Source organism: Streptomyces sp. HUAS 15-9 (genome assembly GCF_025642155.1).
Lineage (GTDB): Bacteria > Actinomycetota > Actinomycetes > Streptomycetales > Streptomycetaceae > Streptomyces.
Map to the genome: position 1 here is coordinate 5122234 of NZ_CP106798.1, position 19888 is coordinate 5142121.

Here is a 19888-nt window from a genome sequence, read left to right on the forward strand (position 1 = left end):
CGCGCCCGACCGTGACCCTGAGGGCATGAGGCCCCCTATATGCAGCTGAGACTGCGCCAGTTCCGCCCCCGGACGGGACCCCACGAACACCGGGTCGTCCAGCCCCGGCAGCCCCTGCGCCACACCTCACTGCGTGCCCCGGACCCCATCGGCCGGCTGTACGGCGACCACGACGGACTGAACCGGCTCGCGGGCCTGTTCTCCTTCGCCGCCTACTCACGCCACACGATCGTCCATGTGCCGCTGCGGGACGCGGTCCCGTCGGACGAAGGCATCGGGGAACTCGTCGACCTCGTCCTGGTCCACCACGCGTACGGACTGCGCGCCGGCACGTGGCCCGCGCTGCGCCGTGCGCTCGGAGCCGGCACCCCGCTCACCGTCCGCACCGACGAGGCACGCACGGCGCGGGACGCCGCGTCCTGGCGCGGCCGTCAGCAGCACGCCGGCTTTCGCGACGAGCTGCGGCACACCACCCACGCCCGCACGTTCTTCCTGTTCGGCAGCCGGGACGTCTTCGCCGAGACGGCCACGTCCCTCGCCTACGCGGCGGGCTGGGGGCCGCGCCAGAAGCGGGTCGCCGAAGGGTACTCACGCATGATGGCGAGGCTCCCCCTGGTCGAGCCGCCCGGCCCTGGCGGTGGGCACCCCGACGAGGTCCTGGTCTGCTTCAAGGCGTATCCGCCCTACGCCCACTTCAAGAGGCCGGGCCGCTGAGCCAGTCGTCCACGCCCGCCAGCAGCTTCGTCTTCACGTCCTCCGGCGCCGCCGAACCCCGCACCGACTGCCGGGCCAGTTCCGCCAGCTCCGCGTCCGTGAAGCCGTGGTGCCGGCGGGCCAGCTCGTACTGCGCGGCCAGGCGGGAGCCGAAGAGCAGCGGGTCGTCGGCGCCCAGGGCCATGGGGACGCCCGCCTCGAAGAACGTCCGCAGCGGGACGTCCTCCGGCTTCTCGTAGACCCCCAGCGCCACGTTCGACGCGGGGCACACCTCGCACGTCACGCCCCGGTCCGCCAGCCGCTTCAGCAGCCGCGGGTCCTCCGCCGCGCGCACACCGTGCCCGACCCGCGCCGCGCTCAGGTCGTCCAGACAGTCGCGCACCGACGCCGGGCCGGTCAGCTCGCCGCCATGCGGCGCCGCGAGCAGGCCGCCCTCGCGTGCGATGTGGAACGCCCGGTCGAAGTCCCGCGCCATGCCCCGCCGCTCGTCGTTCGACAGCCCGAAGCCCACCACGCCCCGGTCGGCGTAGCGCACCGCGAGACGGGCCAGTGTGCGCGCGTCCAGGGGGTGCTTCATACGGTTGGCGGCCACCAGCACGCGCATGCCAAGGCCGGTGTCGCGGGACGTCGTCTCCACCGCGTCCAGGATGATCTCCAGCGCCGGGATCAGACCGCCCAGGCGGGGTGCGTACGAGGTCGGGTCCACCTGAATCTCCAGCCAGCCCGAGCCGTCCCTGAGGTCCTCCTCGGCGGCCTCCCGGACCAGGCGCCGGATGTCCTCCGGCTCTCTGAGGCAGGAGCGTGCCGCGTCGTACAGCCGCTGGAAGCGGAACCAGCCCCGCTCGTCCGTGGCCCGTAGCTTCGGCGGTTCCCCGCTGGTCAGCGCTTCCGTCAGCGCGTCGGGCAGACGTACGCCGTACTTGTCGGCCAGTTCCAGGACGGTCCCCGGCCGCATCGAGCCGGTGAAGTGCAGATGCAGATGGGCTTTCGGCAGCTCAGAGACATCACGTACACGCTCCATTCCAGGATCCTGCCGTATGCCCGTGCCGTGTCGGTAGCTGTTTCCTCGAACGTGGTCTTGCTCGCACACGGAGACGAAGAAGCGGGCCGCCCCCCGACAGGGAAACGGCCCGCCACGCGCGCGTGAGGCAGTGGATCTACTACCGCTGACGTCAGTCCCGCGCCTCCGCCAGCAGCTTCTGGATCCGGCTCACGCCCTCGACGAGATCCTCGTCACCGAGGGCGTACGACAGCCGCAGATAGCCGGGAGTGCCGAAGGCCTCGCCCGGGACGACCGCGACCTCGGCCTCCTCCAGGATCAGCGCGGCCAGCTCGACCGTGGTCTGCGGGCGCTTGCCGCGGATCTCCTTGCCGAGCAGGCCCTTGACCGACGGGTAGGCGTAGAAGGCGCCCTCGGGCTCCGGGCAGAGCACGCCGTCGATCTCGCCCAGCATCCGCACGATCGTCCTGCGGCGGCGGTCGAACGCCTCGCGCATCTTCGCGACGGCCTCCAGGTCGCCGGAGACGGCGGCCAGGGCGGCGACCTGGGCGACGTTCGACACGTTCGAGGTGGCGTGCGACTGGAGGTTCGTGGCGGCCTTGACCACGTCCTTCGGGCCGATGATCCAGCCCACGCGCCAGCCCGTCATCGCGTACGTCTTCGCCACACCGTTGACCACGATGCACTTGTCGCGCAGCTCGGGCAGGAGGGCGGGCAGTGAGGTGAACTTCGCGTCGCCGTAGACGAGGTGCTCGTAGATCTCGTCCGTCAGGACCCACAGGCCGTGCTCGGCGGCCCAGCGGCCGATCGCCTCGGCCTCCTCCTGGCTGTAGACGGCGCCGGTGGGGTTGGACGGGGAGACGAACAGGACGACCTTCGTCCTGTCCGTGCGGGCCGCCTCCAGCTGCTCCACGCTCACGCGGTAGCCGGTCGTCTCGTCGGCGACGACCTCGACCGGGACACCGCCGGCCAGGCGGATGGACTCCGGGTACGTCGTCCAGTACGGCGCCGGGACGATGACCTCGTCGCCCGGGTCGAGGATCGCGGCGAAGGCCTCGTAGATGGCCTGCTTGCCGCCGTTGGTGACCAGGATCTGGGCCGGGTCGACCTCGTAGCCCGAGTCCCGCAGCGTCTTCGCGGCGATCGCGGCCTTCAGCTCGGGCAGCCCGCCGGCCGGCGTGTAGCGGTGGTACTTCGGGTTCTTGCAGGCCTCGATGGCGGCTTCGACGATGTAGTCCGGCGTCGGGAAGTCGGGCTCACCCGCGCCGAAGCCGATCACCGGACGCCCGGCGGCCTTGAGGGCCTTGGCCTTGGCGTCCACGGCGAGGGTGGCGGACTCGGAGATCGCGCCGACTCGGGCGGAGACCCGGCGCTCGGTGGGAGGGGTTGCAGCGCTCATGGGGCCCATCGTTTCAGACGGGAAACGACACCGGCACGCCGGTTTCACAGACTGAACGGCATCCGGCCGACCACTGAACAAGAGTCCGGATCCGGGCCGCCGCCAGGACGATCTTCCGTCCGGTGAGACCGAGCGGACACATTCTGTTCGACGCCGGGGCCCGGACCACGTACACTCCTACCTCGTTGGCCTTCGGCGGCCGCAGTTCAGCCGGTGCACACCGAGCACCCGGTCGGATGCGGTAAGTTGGGGGAAACGCCAAAGGGTCGTAGCTCAATTGGTAGAGCACTGGTCTCCAAAACCAGCGGTTGGGGGTTCAAGTCCCTCCGGCCCTGCTACACACACCGCCAGGATGTGTGCGCATGTACGTACAGCATTGCACCGCCGTGCGGCTCAGAACCGGGCGCGGCACGGCCACGACCCGGGATCAGGTGAGGACGAATGACGGACGCCGTGGGCTCCATCGACACGCCTGATGCTCAGGACGAGGTGTCGGAGTCCAAGAAGAAGGCCCGCAAGGGCGGCAAGCGCGCCAAGAAGGGCCCGCTGAAGCGCCTCGCGATCTTCTACCGCCAGATCGTCGCGGAGCTCCGCAAGGTCGTCTGGCCGACGCGCAACCAGCTGACGTCGTACACCACTGTGGTGATCTTCTTCGTCGCCATCATGATCGCGCTGGTGACCGTGATTGACTATGGGCTCAACCACGCGGCCAAGTACGTCTTCGGCTGAGCCAAGAGCGAAGGGCGCCGTGGTACCGGCGCCCGTTTTCGCATGTTCCACCTCTATGTATCCAGGAAGAAGCAGCCATCGTGTCTGACCCGAACCTGAACGACGACGCCGCTGAGCCTCGCGGGGCTGCTGCCGAGGCGGTGGACGACGAGCTCGACATCGTCGAGGGCGCGGACGAGCACGACGAGTTCGAGGCTGCCGAGGCCGAGTCGGGGGAGCCGGCCGAGGAGGCCGCTCTGCACGTCGAGGACGAGGACGGCGAGGACATCGCGGCCGACGAGTCGGCCGCCCTGGTCGAGGAGGTCTCCGAGGAGGAGCCCGCCGAGCCCGTCGACCCGGTCCAGGCCCTGCGCGAGGAGCTCCGCCTGCTGCCCGGCGAGTGGTACGTCATCCACACGTACGCCGGCTACGAGAACCGCGTGAAGACCAACCTGGAGCAGCGCGCCGTCTCGCTGAACGTGGAGGACTACATCTTCCAGGCCGAGGTGCCGCAGGAAGAGGTCGTCCAGATCAAGAACGGCGACCGCAAGACGATCAAGCAGAACAAGCTCCCGGGCTACGTCCTGGTCCGGATGGACCTGACGAACGAGTCCTGGGGCGTCGTCCGCAACACCCCCGGCGTCACCGGCTTCGTGGGCAACGCCTACGACCCGTACCCGCTGACCCTGGACGAGATCGTCAAGATGCTCGCCCCGGAGGCCGAGGAGAAGGCCGCCCGCGAGGCAGCCGAGGCCGAGGGCAAGCCCGCTCCGCAGCGCAAGGTCGAGGTCCAGGTGCTGGACTTCGAGGTCGGCGACTCGGTCACCGTCACCGACGGCCCGTTCGCCACGCTGCAGGCGACCATCAACGAGATCAACCCCGACTCGAAGAAGGTCAAGGGCCTGGTGGAGATCTTCGGCCGCGAGACGCCGGTCGAGCTCTCCTTCGACCAGATCCAGAAGAACTAGCTTCACGATCATCTGAAAGAGCCCCTGACCAGCGGTTTCCCGTTGGGCAGGGGCTCTGTCGTGTCCAGGGGGCCGTCACTGGGCCGTGGGGCGCCTCCGGGCCTTGCGGTAGACCGCATCCACGGCCTTGCGAGTTCGGGTCTCGCTGGTCGGCATCAGGTGCGTGTACGTCCTGAGAGTGAATCCAGGGTCGCCGTGCCCCAGATAGGTGCTCAGTGCCTTGACGTTCTCTCCGGCGTCCAGGAGCACCGAGGCGTAGAAGTGCCTCAGCGCGTGCATTCCGTCCTCGCGGGCTTCCTTGTACCGCTCGCCAGGACCAGGGACCGGGATCACTCCGGCCGCAGCAAGAGCGGGCTTCCAGACGTGGGCGTTGAAGTCGTTCCGGCGGAGCGCCGAGCCGTCCTGAGTGCTGAAGTAGAGAAGCTTGGTCACCGGTGGACCGTCCGAGCGCAGCCAGGGCAACGTGATCTCAACCGGCGGGACGGCCGTTATGTGAGTCGCGAGCACGGCCGCCACAGAGTCGGGGAGAGGAATGTCCCGGAGCTTGTTGTTCTTGGGCGGTGCGAAGATCAGGTGACCGTTCACCAGCTTCACCTGTTGCGTGACGTGCAGCACACCGGCCAGCGGATCTACGTCGTCAACGGCTAGCCCGAAGATCTGACCTTGACGGAGGCCGCAGCCCGCGCCGAGGTCGACCATGGCCCCGAGCCGATCGGGCATCCCGGACCGGACCGCGAAGACGCGATCAGGTGACCAGGGTGTGACCCGTCCGGGGGATGGCTTGGGTGGCCGAACCGAACCAGCACGGCACGGGTTCCGGGCCAGGTAGCCGTCATCCACGGCGGCCGAGAGCACGGCCGAAACGTTCCCGAAGATCACGCGCCTGTACGAGCTGGCGGCCCCGGTGTCCTCCAGGAGCCGAGCCCAAGACCGGATGTGTGAGGGCTGGAACGAGGCCAGCGGCCGACTGCCTAAGTACGGGAAGACGTGGAGCCGTAGCCGACTCTCGACCGCGACCCGGGTAGCCGGATCGGTCGTCTGAGAGGCCAACCAGTCTTCGGCGTACTTCCTGAACGTGATCTTTCCGGCCGTAGGGTCGATGTAGTGGCCGCGTGACATGTCCGCTTCGATGTTGGCGAGCCACCGCTCAGCCTCGCGCTTCTTGCGGTCGGGGAAGCTCTTGGACTTCTCCGTGCCGTCCGGGGCGACGTACCGGGCCCGGTAGCGGAGACCGACGCCGTACCGGTCGGTCTTGACCTTATGGATCTTCCCATCCGGTCCGGCCTCGGCCTTGTACCAGCGGTCTTGGACGTGTCCGGCCATCAGGCGGCCCCTTCCATGAGGGACTCGACCCAGGCCCGTACGTCCTCGGGGTCGAAGCGGAGGTGACGACCGACGCGGAAGCCACGCGGCCCGGTGCCCTTGCGGCGCCACTGGTACACGGTGTCGACGCTGGGCAGACGGAGCATGACCACGAGGTCTTCCGGGGTCAGGTACTGGTCCGGCAGGCGCCTCATGCGCACACCTCCCAGTCGTCCGGCTCGGGCCAGTCGGTGAGCGTCTCACGCGCGATCTCCCGGTTGAGGCGGAGGTCTCGCGCGATGGAGGCGGCGAGCCAGGACTCACCCGGGGTGTGGCCCTGCCCGGCGTAGGTCCAGTGGGCGAGCACGAGCGTGGAGCCCTCCGTGTCGCCGAGGTCTTCGGAGAGCCCGCGTTCGCGGCGTTCCTGGCGGGCGCGGTAGTCGGCGCGGACCTGGCGGAGCGCACCGAGGGTGGTGGAGTACTGGCGGCTCTTGGTCGAGAAGTGCCCGCGGAAGCCGAGCATGTGAGCCCAGCGGGCCAGCAGCCGATCCGGGTAGGCCCCATCCAGCACCCAGCAGGCTTCGATCAGACGCCGGGTGTGGTCGGGCAGCGGCAGCTTGTCGAGTTCGGAGAGCTCCCCGATCCGGCGGTCTACGGTGCCCGTGGTCTCGGCCGCTTTGGTGGCGTACTTGGCGACGTAGGAGGCGACGGCCTGTTCGGTCAGCTCTTCGTGCCCGAGGGCTCCGATGGGCTGCACGTCGACCTGGGACCCCCAGCGCAGTTGGCGTTTGGGTAAGGCGCCGGCGGGAGGTACGGGCACGGCGACCCGAGCGGCAGCGGCGCGGATCGCATCGTCCAGGAGGACGACCGTGGCCCAGGCCGGGGGCGCGGTGTCGGGCCCGTCCGGACCGTCGAGGCGTACCACGGCGTGGAAGTGCACGGCGCCGCGCTTCTGGAACTCGGCGACCTTGCCGAAGGAGACTCGGCACACCTCCTTCATGGCCGACTGGGTCAGGCCCGCGCGGGCGGCGATCTCGCGGCGCAGATAGATGGTGAAGCGCCGCCACAGGTCTCCGGCGAAGTTGTTGAACAGCACCGCCCCGGCGTAGTCGTAGCGCTCCGGATCGAGTGCTGTCCCGAGGGCGGTGTCATCGTCGGCGTGCTGGGCACCGCAGCGGCAGCGCCCGGAGTCCGGCCGGTTGTGGACCGGGCCGAATGAGGGCGCGGTGAGGGTGGCGAAGACGCGGGGGTGGTCCCGAACCGTCTCGGGGACGTCCTTGCGTTCGTCGCCCGTGATCCCGGCGCGGATCAGGTGGTAGGTGTCCCCGGCGTAGGTCCAGGCGCAGGCCGGGCAGCGGGAGGCCCGCCGGTTGCCACAGGCGACGCGGAGCATGCCCCCGGGCTCGTGCTCGGTGCTGTAGGAGTACAGGACGTCACCGGTCTTCGCCTCGCGGGTGACGGTCTGGCCCATGAGGCGGATCGGGTGGGCGCAGCCGCCGGTACGGCGTACTTGCTCCTGCCAGCGGTCGAAGCCAGGGGAGCTGGCGACCCGAAGCAGGTCGGCGAGCGTCAGGGGGTCGGTCCCCAGGGAGGCCGCAGCGTCGGCCACAGCCTCCGGGGCGACGGGGAAGAACGTCACGAGGCCACCCCTATGACCGTGCGCGAGGCGGCAGGAGCCGGGGCAGAGGTGGCCGACCTGCCGAAGAGGCGGTCAGCCGGACAGATCCGGTCACCGTCGTGGGTGAGGACGCTCACTCCGTCCACCGACACCCGGACCCAGCCGGGTGCGTGAGAACGGCAGCTGGGGCACGTGGTCGGGCGGTCCAGCAGATCCAGGCAGGAAGGGAACAGGCTCATGCGGCAACCCGCTCACCGGCCATGGCCCGCAGGTGACGCCGAACTGTTGCGTACTGCCCCTTGGTGAGGGTGCAGTGAATGATCCGGTAGTTGTCGAACCGCTCGCGGTGGGCCGTCCAGGCTTCATCGGTGGACGCGTCGTCGTCGCACATCTGCCAGAAGGCCACCAGATGGCAAGTGTTGTTCATCAGCTCCGACAGGCCCCACCGGTTAGCGCCGTCGACGATGAAGGCCGCGACCTCCCTCAGGTCTGGGCGACGCTCGTGGAGGTAGTCCGAGGCGTACAGCGCGAGGATCAGCGCCACATCCGGCAGACAGGCTAAGACTGCAGGGGACAGTCGCGCGGAGTGCGCGGCAGCGAACTTCGACGGCATGATGGAAGCTCCCTTCGAGGGACACGAGGGGCGACGCATCTGCTTGGCGGTAGGGCGTCGCCCCTTCTCCATGCGGGAGTAAACCTCCCTAGGGAGATTGTGCTGCAACCTCCCTAGGGATGTCAACACGGGCAACCTGTACGTGAATTGGTCGCCCGGTAATTCGGGCAGCTTTCAAATGCCGATCGGCGGGGATTCGCAATGCAGTCAGCGCGCCGGTAGGCTGACCACCCTAGGGAGCATTGAGGGAGAGATGAGGCCATGCCCGAGACTGCGCGGCAGATCGCCGACGATCTCCGGGCGCGGATCGAGTCCGGTGAGCTGACGCCGGGTGATCGACTGCCCGGTGAGCCGTCGCTGGTACGCAAGTACGGCGTAGCAAAGATGACCGCCAACCAGGCGCTCAAGATCCTTGTTGGTGAAGGTCTTGCTGTCGCCCGCCCCGGCTCCGGTACGTACGTTCGAGAGTTCCGCCCGATCAGGCGTGTGGCGAATGATCGCTTGGCTAAGTCCCGGTGGTCGACAGGACACTCCATCTGGTCAGCAGACGTAGCCCAGCGGCCCCTAGTGACTGACGTGCAGGTCTATGAAGCAGCGGCACCCCACCAGGTAAGTCGCTGTCTCGATATGGAGCCTGGCGCTCCAGTGATCGTTCGTAGCCGCAAGTTCGTCGTGGAGGGCCGCCCCGTCCAGATGGCCACGTCGTACCTTCCAGCCGAGTTGGTGCGCGGCACGGCTATCGCCCAGGAGGACACAGGCCCGGGTGGCAGCTACGCCCGGCTTGCCGAACTTGGAGCTGAGCCCGTGCGGTTCAGTGAAGAGCTCCGTGCCCGCATGCCCAGCGAGGACGAACGGGCCGCTCTGGGATTGGCTTCAGGCGTGCCCATAGTCGAGATCTGCCGTATCGCCTACACGGCCGAGGACCGACCGGTCGAAGTCAACCAAATGCTCTTGGACGCCGGTTCTTACGTCCTTGAGTACCGCCTGAGCAGCTAAGCCAGCTCGTTACAGCTTTCTCTACCTCATCAAGTCCCCCGCGCACGGCGCGGGGGCGCGCCGTCTTCGGCGCGGACCGCTCGCCCTGTCTTCGCCAGCGGCGGCCCGCGCCAACGGCGCGCCTGCGTGCTGCGGGGATGTCGGTAGACCTGTAGTGGATCACGGGCCGGTCGGCTCCAGGCTTTAGACAGCCACCATGGGGCGAGCCTCGAAGATCATGGCCCCAACGTCGTGCTTTAACGGGCAGGTCCACAGACTGCCCGACTCGCCGGAAGCTTACGGGGCCATGATCACTCGCCCCATGGCAGCTCCCGTCCAAAGCCTGGAGCCGACCTCTGTCGTGGAGGGCGCGCCCTGGGCCGTGCTGGGGCCGTGCGAGGCGAACCGACGTTGACAGATGATGACAACTAGTCGCGGTAGTTGCGCTGGTCAGATAGGGGAGGGCGGATGTGCGCCGCTGGTAGGCCCGATGGCGCATCACTTCCAGAAGAACTAGTCCGACTCAACGGTCGAAGACGACTCAGCAGTCGAAGACGCCCCTACTAGCGGTTTCCCGCGGTAGGGGCGTCGTGCGTATCGGCTCCGTCGTGTGACGCGGGCGCGGAGTGTCCGCGGGACCCGGGTCAGCCCATTCGCCGCCTCCGGAGCCACAGGCGGTGGGCGGCCGCGGCGCAACCCAGTGCCACGAGGGCGCCGCCCGCGATGAACGTGGGCACCGGCGACTTGATGGAACCTCCCTCGCCCGCGGCCACGGGGCCCGGGACCACATTGCTCACGCCGCTCACGCCGGCGGTGCCGCGCGGGATCGCGACGATGCTGGTCCCGAGGTTGCCGAAGCCGCCAAGGAAGGGCCCGGGGAAGAACCCGCCGTGATCCCGTCCCTCGTCGCGGCGGTTGTTGTTGCCGTTGTCGTGGGAGACGTTGTGCGAACCCTGCTCGTTGGAGTTGTTGACGGGGTTCTGGATGACCACCGACTGAATGGGACTGTTGGAGGCGTTGTCGGCAGATACGCCGCCGGGCGGCCGGGTGGCGCCCGCCATTGTCCCCGCGGGGGGATTGCCCTGGGGCAGCACACTGGCCGGGTCGACCTGCGACGTCGTCCCGTAGGCCGGGTCCAGGGCGGGCTGCTGTCCGGAGGTGTCCTGGAGGGTCGTACCGACGGACGACGGGTCCTGGACGGCGCCCTGGTTCAGGGACGGGTCCTGCGGGATGTCGACGGGCCCGGTGTCCTGGCCGATGTCGCCGGGCACGGCTTCCTGGGCGGGGCCCTGCCCGAGGTCCTGCTGGGACTGCTCGGACGGGACCAGGGCGGTGTCCTGGGCGACGTCCTGCCGGGGTTCGTAGGACCGGCTCTGGGGCGCCGCCCTGAGTGCATCCACCAGCTCGGCCGGTGCCGCGAAGGCGACCGGGGCGGTGGTGCCGGCTATGAGGCCGACCAGGGCGGCAGCGGAAACGGTATGGGCGGTGCGGCGCATGGGGGTCGACTCCTTCGAGTGGTGAGACACGCCGTTCATGCCTCTGACGCCATCAGAGCCCGGCGAGCGGTCCGGCGCGCGCGGCCGAGGGCCATTAGCGGGGCACAGGCGGGCTGAACGGGTGACGTCCGGAGCCGATCCATGCACGGCGGGGAACTGTGGATGCCGCATGCCGGCGTGGCGCCCCGGGGGCGGGCCGATCCGTGCGAGCTGCGGCCGCCGGACCACTTCCGAGTGGTGGGCCGAACACTTCCGAGTGATGCGCTGACGACCTCGCGCAGGCCGCCTGACCTGGACGATTTCTTGTCCTGGGGGCACAGCGGCTATCGTTGTGCGGTATGCCATCTGCGGGATCATGCACGTTCCGGTGCAGCCGAATGACGCAGGTGGTAACCAACCTCTCAGTAAGGACCCGGAGAGAGACATGCCTCCCAAGAAGAAGAAGGTCACGGGGCTCATCAAGCTCCAGATCCAGGCCGGTGCCGCCAACCCGGCGCCGCCGGTCGGCCCGGCGCTGGGCCAGCACGGCGTCAACATCATGGAGTTCTGCAAGGCCTACAACGCCGCGACCGAGTCGCAGCGCGGTTGGGTCATCCCGGTGGAGATCACGGTCTACGAGGACCGTTCCTTCACCTTCGTGACCAAGACGCCGCCGGCCGCGAAGATGATCCTCAAGGCCGCGGGCATCGAGAAGGGCTCCGGCGAGCCGCACAAGACCAAGGTCGCCAAGATCACCCAGGCGCAGGTCCGCGAGATCGCCACGACGAAGATGCCCGACCTCAACGCCAACGACCTGGACGCCGCCGCGAAGATCATCGCCGGTACCGCGCGTTCCATGGGCGTCACGGTCGAGGGCTGAACCCCACCTTCGTAGAACCATGCAGCTGCCGAAGAGGCAGCCGCACGTGGTAGGGCCTGCTCGGCCCGTACACCACGACTCCTCTCAGAACACACAGGAGCAGTTGTGAGCAAGCGCAGCAAGGCTCTCCGCGCTGCGGACGCCAAGGTCGACCGGGAGAAGCTGTACGCCCCGCTCGAGGCCGTCCGTCTCGCCAAGGAGACCTCCACGACCAAGTTCGACGGCACCGTCGAGGTCGCCTTCCGTCTGGGTGTCGACCCGCGCAAGGCCGACCAGATGGTCCGTGGCACCGTGAACCTTCCGCACGGCACCGGTAAGACCGCCCGGGTCCTGGTCTTCGCGACCGGTGACCGTGCCGAGGCCGCGCGTGCCGCGGGCGCCGACATCGTCGGCGCCGACGAGCTGATCGACGAGGTGGCGAAGGGTCGTCTGGACTTCGACGCCGTCGTCGCCACCCCGGACCTCATGGGCAAGGTCGGCCGCCTCGGCCGCGTCCTCGGCCCGCGTGGTCTGATGCCGAACCCGAAGACCGGCACCGTGACCCCGGACACCGCCAAGGCTGTGACCGAGATCAAGGGCGGCAAGATCGAGTTCCGCGTCGACAAGCACTCGAACCTGCACTTCATCATCGGCAAGACGTCCTTCGAGGACGCCCAGCTGGTGGAGAACTACGGCGCGGCCCTGGAGGAGATCCTCCGTCTGAAGCCGTCCGCCGCCAAGGGTCGCTACATCAAGAAGGCCGCCATCAGCACCACGATGGGCCCCGGCATTCCGGTCGACTCGAACCGCACCCGCAACCTCCTCGTCGAGGAGGACCCGGCCGCCGTCTGAGCCTGAGCTCACCCCGGTAGCCGCGTTCGGCACGCGTCATTGAAGGGCGGGCCCGGAACCTATGAGGTTCCGGGTCCGTCCTTTCTTTGTGCGACTTTTCGTACGACCGCCAGCGCGCCGGGCCGGTGCGCGGGCACAGGACTCGCATAGGGGTGGGACGACATGAAGAGCACGACCGTGCGCCGCGTGACCCTTTCGATCGCGGTGCTGACCGCGCTGACGGGGGTGGCCGCCTGCGGTTCCTCGGGCTCCTCCAACGGCTCCGGCAAGGACGACAAGGCGGGCGGACATGGCACGACGCACGTCAGCCCCGTCGCGGCCCTGCGCTCCGCCGAGAAGTCCACGGACAAGGCCGAGTCGGCCAAGGTCCGCTCGTCGACGACCATCGGCTCCGTGATGTCCATGACCGCGGACGGCGCCTTCAGCTGGGGCGACGGCCTCCAGGGCACGCTCACCATCGACTACACCGGCGGCTCCACGGCCCAGACGATGCGCCGGCTCGGCTCGACGTCGATGGAGGCCCGCTATCTGCCCGACGCCTACTACGCCCACATGAGCGACAAGTTCGCCCAGCAGGCGGGCGGCAAGCACTGGATCCGGTACGCGTACGACGACCTCGCCCGGCTCGGCGGCGGCTCCGGCGCGTATCTGAAGGACCAGATCCAGAACACCACGCCGAACCAGTCCGTGAAGCTGCTGCTGGCCTCCGGGGACGTCAGGAAGGTCGGCGAGGAGAAGGTCTCCGGCGTGAACGCCACGCACTACTCGGGCACCGTGAACGTCGCCGACCTGGCAGGCAAGAGCGGCAACCTCAGCGCGAGCCAGCTGGCGGACATGAAGAAGCAGCTCACCCAGGCCGGGGTCAGCACGGAGACCGTGGACATCTGGGTCAACGACCAGAACCTGCTGGTCAAGAAGGTCGAGAAGGCCGACATGTCGGCCGGCCGGATGACCCAGACCGCGTACTACAGCGACTACGGCGTGAAGGTCTCGGCCGAGAAGCCCCCGGCGAGCGACACCAGGGACTTCACCGACCTGCTGAAGAGCACGGGCACGGCAGCGGGTGGCTCCGGCATCACCTCCTGAATCCCCGCGGCCGGCTGTAGGACGGGAGGCAAGGAGCGTTCGGCTCGGAGCCGTCTCAGCCGCGAGCCGTCCTGCGGGCCGTGGAGAAGCCCCGGGACGTGTCGCCCCCGCGCTACCGGATGACCGGGAGGACGGTCGGGCCCGGGCCGACGGGGCGGTCCGAACCAAGCCGCCGGTGGCTTGGGCCCGATCGCCGAGGTCCGCTCCGGCTCCGGCCTGAAGACGGACACCGGCGCCGAATGCGAACGGGCCGGGCGTGACCCGGTCCGGGAGGTCGCCTTCGTGGCTGTCGTCGGCGATGTCCGATGGGTCGGCGGTGGGAAGGCTGCGGGGGCTGGCGCCCAAGCCGTCGGTGGCTTCGGCCCGACCGCCGAGGTCTGCTCCGCCTTCGGCCTGAAGGCGGACACCGGCGCCAATCGGGACCGGACCGGGCGCGATCCGGTCCGGGAGGTCGCCTTCCTGGTTGCCGTCGGCGATGTCCGATGGGCTGGCGGTGGGAAGGCTGCGGGGGCTGGCGCCCAAGCCGTCGGTGTGGCTTCGGCCCGACCGTCAAGGTCTGCTCCGCCTTCGGCCTGAAGGCGGACACCGGCGCCAATCGGGACCGGGCCGGGCGCGATCCGGTCCGGGAGGTCGCCTTCGTGGCTGTCGTCGGCGATGTCCGATGGGCTGGCGGTGGGAAGGCTGCGGGGGCTGGCGCCCAAGCCGTCGGTGGCTTCGGCCCGATCGCCGAGGTCCGCTCCGGCTTCGGCCTGAAGATGGGCACCTGCGTCGAATGCGACCGGGCCGGGCGTGACCCGGCCCCGGGGGCCGCCACCACCCGAGCCGGTGGAGAAGGGTCCCGCTGAGCCCCGTACCGTCCGATTTGCTTGACTGCGGGCAGGTCCCGTACTCTCCTACCGAAGCCAAAGACCGCTGGTCGTTGCCGTACGTTCGCAAGAAGGTGCGGTGGCCGAAGGATCCGCTGACAAGTGGGCGACCCGCGCAGGTGAGAGTGGAAGAACTCCCGGAGCATACGCGTTCTGCGCGTGCGGCCGGTCGAGTCCGCCCCGAGCGCCTGCGCCGGGGCGTTTCGTTTGTCTCAGCCCCTTCCGAGCGGTCCATCACCCGGAAGGAGGCCGACGCTCTATGGCAAGGCCCGACAAGGCTGCCGCGGTAGCCGAGCTCGCGGAGCAGTTCCGCAGCTCGAACGCCGCCGTGCTGACCGAGTACCGGGGTCTCACCGTGGCGCAGCTCAAGACGCTGCGTCGTTCGCTCGGTGAGAACGCCCAGTACGCCGTGGTGAAGAACACGCTGACCAAGATTGCGGCCAACGAGGCCGGGATCACGACGCTCGACGACCTGTTCAACGGTCCGACGGCGGTCGCCTTCGTCACCGGTGACCCGGTGGAGTCGGCGAAGGGTCTTCGTGACTTCGCCAAGGACAACCCGAACCTCGTCATCAAGGGCGGTGTCCTTGACGGCAAGGCGCTGTCCGCCGACGAGATCAAGAAGCTTGCGGACCTCGAGTCCCGCGAGGTTCTGCTCGCCAAGCTGGCGGGCGCCTTCAAGGGCAAGCAGACCCAGGCTGCTCAGGTCTTCCAGGCGCTCCCGTCGAAGCTCGTCCGCACCGTGGACGCTCTTCGTGCCAAGCAGGCCGAGCAGGGCGGTGCCGAGTAACTCGGCTCGCGAAATGACCGTCGCCGCCCCAGGCGGAGGTCGTAGCGGGCCGAACGTACGCCCGCCATACATGTACATCCGGCACCAGCCGAATTAGTGGAAGGATCGCCCACCATGGCGAAGCTCAGCCAGGAAGACCTGCTCGCGCAGTTCGAGGAGATGACCCTCATCGAGCTCTCCGAGTTCGTGAAGGCGTTCGAGGAGAAGTTCGACGTCACCGCCGCCGCCGCGGTCGCCGTTGCCGGCCCCGCCGGCCCGGGCGCCCCGGTCGAGCAGGAGGAGGAGAAGGACGAGTTCGACGTCATCCTCACCGGTGCGGGCGACAAGAAGATCCAGGTCATCAAGGTCGTGCGTGAGCTGACCTCCCTGGGTCTGAAGGAGGCCAAGGACCTCGTGGACGGCGCCCCGAAGCCCGTCCTGGAGAAGGTTGCCAAGGACGCCGCGGAGAAGGCCGCCGAGTCCCTCAAGGGCGCCGGCGCCTCCGTCGAGGTCAAGTGACCTCACGGGTCCGCACCACGGACTCCTGCTTTGCGCGCTGACGACAGCCCCGTAGGGCTGTAACGCGAACGCACCGAAGAGCGATCATCCATCCGGGTGGTCGCTCTTCGGCGTTCCGAGGGTCGGGCGGCGGCTGCCTTGCACCAGGTGGTGCGGAGAGTATGGTGATCTTCGTCGTGCCCTCGAGCGCCCCTGGTGTCCGGCTGCAAGTGACGAGCGCAGCATCCGGTTTGGGCGGGGAGGGCCTTGACGAACCGCACGCAGCGCGCAATTCTCAGGACGCGTCGTCACAAGGATCCGAATCCGAGGCATGGATCGACGACGAAGAGGGCAGTATCAACGTGCGTTGAGGGCAGGATGCCGAGGGCGTTGACAACAACGAGGGTCTCGAAAAACCCGCACTGGACATCAGTGTGCCAAGTGGCTACACTGACCCTTTGCGCTGCCTGTTAGCTGTCCCCTGCCCGTCACCAGGGGCATGCCCTCACTTGAGCACAGACGACTGAACCTTCCCTGACCTGGGATTTCTGTCTCCGTGCGCGGGAGAGGGGCCGGTACGCGCGCAGTGAGTCCGAGCCCTCGGAAGGACCCCCTCTTGGCCGCCTCGCGCAATGCCTCGACCGCGAATATGAACAACGGCGCCAGCACCGCCCCGCTGCGCATTTCCTTTGCAAAGATCAAGGAGCCTCTTGAGGTTCCGAACCTGCTCGCGCTGCAGACCGAGAGCTTTGACTGGCTGCTCGGCAACACCGCCTGGCAGAGTCGGGTCGAGGAGGCTCTGGAGAACGGTCAGGACGTCCCCACCAAGTCCGGTCTGGAGGAGATCTTCGAGGAGATCTCCCCGATCGAGGACTTCTCCGGGTCGATGTCCCTGACGTTCCGGGACCACCGCTTCGAGCCGCCGAAGAACTCGATCGACGAGTGCAAGGAGCGCGACTTCACGTACGCCGCCCCGCTCTTCGTCACGGCCGAGTTCACCAACAACGAGACCGGTGAGATCAAGTCCCAGACGGTCTTCATGGGCGACTTCCCGCTCATGACGAACAAGGGCACGTTCGTGATCAACGGCACCGAGCGTGTCGTGGTCTCGCAGCTGGTCCGTTCGCCCGGTGTCTACTTCGACTCCTCCATCGACAAGACCTCCGACAAGGACATCTTCTCCGCCAAGATCATCCCGTCCCGGGGTGCCTGGCTGGAGATGGAGATCGACAAGCGCGACATGGTCGGTGTCCGTATCGACCGCAAGCGCAAGCAGTCCGTGACCGTCCTCCTGAAGGCGCTCGGCTGGACGACCGAGCAGATCCTCGAGGAGTTCGGCGAGTACGAGTCCATGCGCGCCACCCTGGAGAAGGACCACACCCAGGGCCAGGACGACGCGCTGCTCGACATCTACCGCAAGCTGCGTCCGGGCGAGCCCCCCACGCGTGAGGCCGCACAGACGCTGCTGGAGAACCTGTACTTCAACCCGAAGCGCTACGACCTCGCCAAGGTCGGCCGCTACAAGGTCAACAAGAAGCTGGGTGCGGACGCGCCGCTCGACGCGGGCGTCCTGACCGTCGAGGACGTCATCTCGACGATCAAGTACCTGGTGAAGCTGCACGCGGGCGAGACCGAGACGGCCGCCGACAACGGCCAGACGATCGTCGTCGAGACCGACGACATCGACCACTTCGGCAACCGTCGTCTGCGCAGCGTCGGCGAGCTCATCCAGAACCAGGTCCGCACCGGTCTGGCTCGTATGGAGCGCGTCGTGCGCGAGCGCATGACCACGCAGGACGTCGAGGCGATCACGCCGCAGACCCTGATCAACATCCGGCCGGTCGTCGCCTCCATCAAGGAGTTCTTCGGCACCAGCCAGCTGTCCCAGTTCATGGACCAGAACAACCCGCTGTCCGGGCTGACGCACAAGCGTCGTCTGTCCGCGCTCGGCCCGGGTGGTCTCTCCCGTGAGCGGGCCGGCTTCGAGGTCCGTGACGTGCACCCGTCCCACTACGGACGCATGTGCCCGATCGAGACCCCTGAAGGCCCGAACATCGGTCTGATCGGTTCGCTCGCCTCCTACGGCCGGGTCAACGCGTTCGGTTTCGTCGAGACCCCGTACCGCAAGGTCGTCGAGGGCCAGGTCACCGACGAGGTGGACTACCTGACCGCCGACGAGGAGGACCGCTTCGTCATCGCGCAGGCCAACGCCACGCTCACGGACGAGATGCGGTTCGCCGAGAACCGCGTCCTGGTCCGCCGTCGTGGCGGCGAGGTCGACTACGTCCCCGGTGACGACGTGGACTACATGGACGTCTCGCCGCGCCAGATGGTGTCGGTCGCGACCGCCATGATCCCCTTCCTCGAGCACGACGACGCCAACCGTGCCCTCATGGGCGCGAACATGATGCGCCAGGCCGTTCCGCTGCTCCAGGCGGAGGCCCCGCTCGTCGGCACCGGCATGGAGTACCGCTCCGCCGTCGACGCCGGCGACGTCGTCAAGGCGGAGAAGGCCGGTGTGGTCCAGGAGGTCTCCGCGGACTACATCACCACCGCCAACGACGACGGCACGTACATCACGTACCGCCTGGCCAAGTTCGCCCGCTCCAACCAGGGCACCTCGGTCAACCAGAAGGTCATCGTCAACGAGGGCGACCGGGTCGTCGAGGGCCAGGTCCTCGCCGACGGTCCGGCCACCCAGCACGGCGAGATGGCCCTCGGCAAGAACCTGCTCGTGGCGTTCATGCCGTGGGAGGGTCACAACTACGAGGACGCGATCATCCTGTCGCAGCGCCTCGTGCAGGACGACGTCCTCTCCTCGATCCACATCGAGGAGCACGAGGTCGACGCCCGTGACACCAAGCTCGGCCCCGAGGAGATCACCCGGGACATCCCGAACGTCTCCGAGGAGGTCCTCGCCGACCTCGACGAGCGCGGCATCATCCGGATCGGCGCCGAGGTCATCGCCGGTGACATCCTCGTCGGCAAGGTGACCCCGAAGGGCGAGACCGAGCTGACCCCCGAGGAACGCCTGCTGCGCGCGATCTTCGGCGAGAAGGCCCGTGAGGTCCGTGACACCTCGCTGAAGGTGCCGCACGGCGAGACCGGCAAGATCATCGGCGTGCGTGTCTTCGACCGCGAGGAGGGCGACGAGCTTCCCCCCGGTGTGAACCAGCTGGTGCGCGTCTACGTCGCGCAGAAGCGCAAGATCACCGACGGTGACAAGCTCGCCGGCCGGCACGGCAACAAGGGTGTCATCTCCAAGATCCTACCGATCGAGGACATGCCGTTCCTGGAGGACGGCACTCCGGTCGACATCATCCTCAACCCGCTGGGTGTCCCGTCCCGAATGAACCCGGGACAGGTCCTGGAGATCCACCTCGGCTGGCTCGCCAGCCGCGGCTGGGACGTCTCTGGTCTCGCGGAGGAGTGGGCGCAGCGCCTCCAGGCGATCGGCGCCGACGCCGTCGCTCCCGGCACCAACGTCGCCACCCCGGTCTTCGACGGTGCGCGCGAGGACGAGCTCGCGGGTCTGCTCCAGCACACCATCCCGAACCGCGACGGCGAGCGCATGGTGCTCCCGTCCGGCAAGGCGCAGCTGTTCGACGGTCGTTCGGGAGAGCCGTTCCCGGACCCGATCTCGGTCGGCTACATGTACATCCTGAAGCTGCACCACCTGGTCGACGACAAGCTGCACGCCCGCTCGACCGGTCCGTACTCGATGATCACCCAGCAGCCGCTGGGCGGTAAGGCGCAGTTCGGCGGCCAGCGCTTCGGCGAGATGGAGGTGTGGGCCCTCGAGGCCTACGGCGCCGCGTACGCGCTCCAGGAGCTGCTGACCATCAAGTCCGACGACGTCACCGGCCGCGTGAAGGTCTACGAGGCCATCGTCAAGGGCGAGAACATCCCCGAGCCCGGCATCCCCGAGTCCTTCAAGGTGCTCATCAAGGAGATGCAGTCGCTCTGCCTGAACGTGGAGGTGCTGTCCAGCGACGGTATGTCCATCGAGATGCGTGACACCGACGAGGACGTCTTCCGCGCTGCGGAGGAGCTCGGCATCGACCTGTCCCGGCGCGAGCCGAGCAGCGTCGAAGAGGTCTGACGGGAGTCCGGCGGAGCCCTCACCCACAGGGCCCCGCCGACCCCCAGGCCCCCGTTTCAGACCACAGACTTACGACCCTGAGAG

The 19888-nt window shown here is 68.3% G+C and carries 17 protein-coding genes and 1 tRNA gene; 11 read left to right on the plus strand and 7 right to left on the minus strand.

The genetic code is table 11. The features are described from left to right. The first annotated feature begins 39 nt into the window (after positions 1–39). Complete coding sequence (locus N8I87_RS23695; RefSeq protein WP_263211537.1) at positions 40–714, plus strand: hypothetical protein; 675 nt, start codon at positions 40–42, stop codon at positions 712–714. Here N8I87_RS23695 and N8I87_RS23700 read toward each other — a convergent pair. Next, positions 695–1735 (minus strand): adenosine deaminase, encoded by a 1041-nt coding sequence (locus N8I87_RS23700; RefSeq protein ID WP_263211538.1) that lies wholly within the window; start codon positions 1733–1735, stop codon positions 695–697. The genes N8I87_RS23695 and N8I87_RS23700 overlap by 20 nt on opposite strands. 151 nt (positions 1736–1886) lie before the next feature. Next, complete coding sequence (locus tag N8I87_RS23705; protein ID WP_263211540.1) at positions 1887–3113, minus strand: pyridoxal phosphate-dependent aminotransferase; 1227 nt, start codon at positions 3111–3113, stop codon at positions 1887–1889. Positions 3114–3375: 262 nt separating this feature from the next. Here N8I87_RS23705 and N8I87_RS23710 point away from each other — a divergent pair. From N8I87_RS23710 to nusG, 3 genes are all read left to right on the plus strand, one after another. Next, positions 3376–3448 (plus strand) — tRNA-Trp (locus N8I87_RS23710). Between the two features lie 106 nt (positions 3449–3554). After that, a complete protein-coding gene (gene secE, locus N8I87_RS23715) occupies positions 3555–3842 on the plus strand; it encodes a preprotein translocase subunit SecE (RefSeq protein ID WP_263211542.1) in 288 nt (95 codons plus the stop codon). 80 nt (positions 3843–3922) lie between these two features. Continuing rightward, on the plus strand, positions 3923–4789 hold the full coding sequence (gene nusG / locus N8I87_RS23720; protein WP_263211544.1) for a transcription termination/antitermination protein NusG: 867 nt from the start codon (positions 3923–3925) through the stop codon (positions 4787–4789). Positions 4790–4864: 75 nt separating this feature from the next. Here the strand turns inward: nusG and N8I87_RS23725 are convergent, their stop codons facing one another. From N8I87_RS23725 to N8I87_RS23740, 4 genes are all read right to left on the minus strand, one after another. Then, entirely contained in the window at positions 4865–6112 is a 1248-nt protein-coding gene (locus N8I87_RS23725; protein WP_263211545.1) for a tyrosine-type recombinase/integrase, read from the minus strand. After that, on the minus strand, positions 6112–6306 hold the full coding sequence (locus tag N8I87_RS23730) for a helix-turn-helix transcriptional regulator (RefSeq protein WP_263211546.1): 195 nt from the start codon (positions 6304–6306) through the stop codon (positions 6112–6114). The genes N8I87_RS23725 and N8I87_RS23730 overlap by 1 nt, the downstream gene beginning before the upstream one ends. Then, positions 6303–7700, minus strand: a complete 1398-nt coding sequence (repSA, locus tag N8I87_RS23735; RefSeq protein WP_263216616.1) for a replication initiator protein RepSA — start codon at positions 7698–7700, stop codon at positions 6303–6305. Before repSA ends, N8I87_RS23730 begins: the two co-directional genes overlap by 4 nt. 244 nt (positions 7701–7944) lie before the next feature. Continuing rightward, the gene (locus N8I87_RS23740; RefSeq protein WP_263211547.1) at positions 7945–8322 is read right to left on the minus strand and encodes a hypothetical protein; all 378 of its coding nucleotides are present in this window, start codon (positions 8320–8322) and stop codon (positions 7945–7947) included. A gap of 261 nt (positions 8323–8583) precedes the next feature. Between N8I87_RS23740 and N8I87_RS23745 the strand changes: the two genes are divergently transcribed. Continuing rightward, positions 8584–9318 carry a GntR family transcriptional regulator gene (locus N8I87_RS23745; RefSeq protein WP_263211549.1) on the plus strand — a complete coding sequence of 245 codons (735 nt, stop codon included), beginning with the start codon at positions 8584–8586 and terminating at the stop codon, positions 9316–9318. A 623-nt stretch (positions 9319–9941) separates the two neighbouring features. On the opposite strand, the gene N8I87_RS23750 is transcribed toward N8I87_RS23745, so the two are convergent. Beyond that, on the minus strand, positions 9942–10793 hold the full coding sequence (locus tag N8I87_RS23750; RefSeq protein ID WP_263211550.1) for a hypothetical protein: 852 nt from the start codon (positions 10791–10793) through the stop codon (positions 9942–9944). Positions 10794–11217: 424 nt separating this feature from the next. Here N8I87_RS23750 and rplK point away from each other — a divergent pair, with 424 nt between their 5' ends. The 6 genes from rplK (at position 11218) to rpoB (ending at position 19804) form a co-directional block, all read left to right on the plus strand. Beyond that, positions 11218–11652 (plus strand): 50S ribosomal protein L11, encoded by a 435-nt coding sequence (gene rplK, locus N8I87_RS23755; protein WP_263211552.1) that lies wholly within the window; start codon positions 11218–11220, stop codon positions 11650–11652. A gap of 105 nt (positions 11653–11757) precedes the next feature. Continuing rightward, positions 11758–12483 (plus strand): 50S ribosomal protein L1, encoded by a 726-nt coding sequence (rplA, locus tag N8I87_RS23760; protein ID WP_250402411.1) that lies wholly within the window; start codon positions 11758–11760, stop codon positions 12481–12483. Positions 12484–12645: 162 nt separating this feature from the next. Then, positions 12646–13569 (plus strand): SCO4651 family lipoprotein, encoded by a 924-nt coding sequence (locus tag N8I87_RS23765; protein ID WP_263211556.1) that lies wholly within the window; start codon positions 12646–12648, stop codon positions 13567–13569. A 1125-nt stretch (positions 13570–14694) separates the two neighbouring features. Beyond that, positions 14695–15225: a 50S ribosomal protein L10 gene (gene rplJ, locus N8I87_RS23770; protein ID WP_059127163.1), complete on the plus strand. Its 531-nt coding sequence runs from the start codon at positions 14695–14697 to the stop codon at positions 15223–15225. A 114-nt stretch (positions 15226–15339) separates the two neighbouring features. Further along, complete coding sequence (rplL, locus tag N8I87_RS23775; protein WP_152784543.1) at positions 15340–15723, plus strand: 50S ribosomal protein L7/L12; 384 nt, start codon at positions 15340–15342, stop codon at positions 15721–15723. 595 nt (positions 15724–16318) lie between these two features. Next, positions 16319–19804, plus strand: a complete 3486-nt coding sequence (rpoB, locus tag N8I87_RS23780; RefSeq protein WP_263211560.1) for a DNA-directed RNA polymerase subunit beta — start codon at positions 16319–16321, stop codon at positions 19802–19804. The last annotated feature ends 84 nt before the right edge of the window (positions 19805–19888 follow it).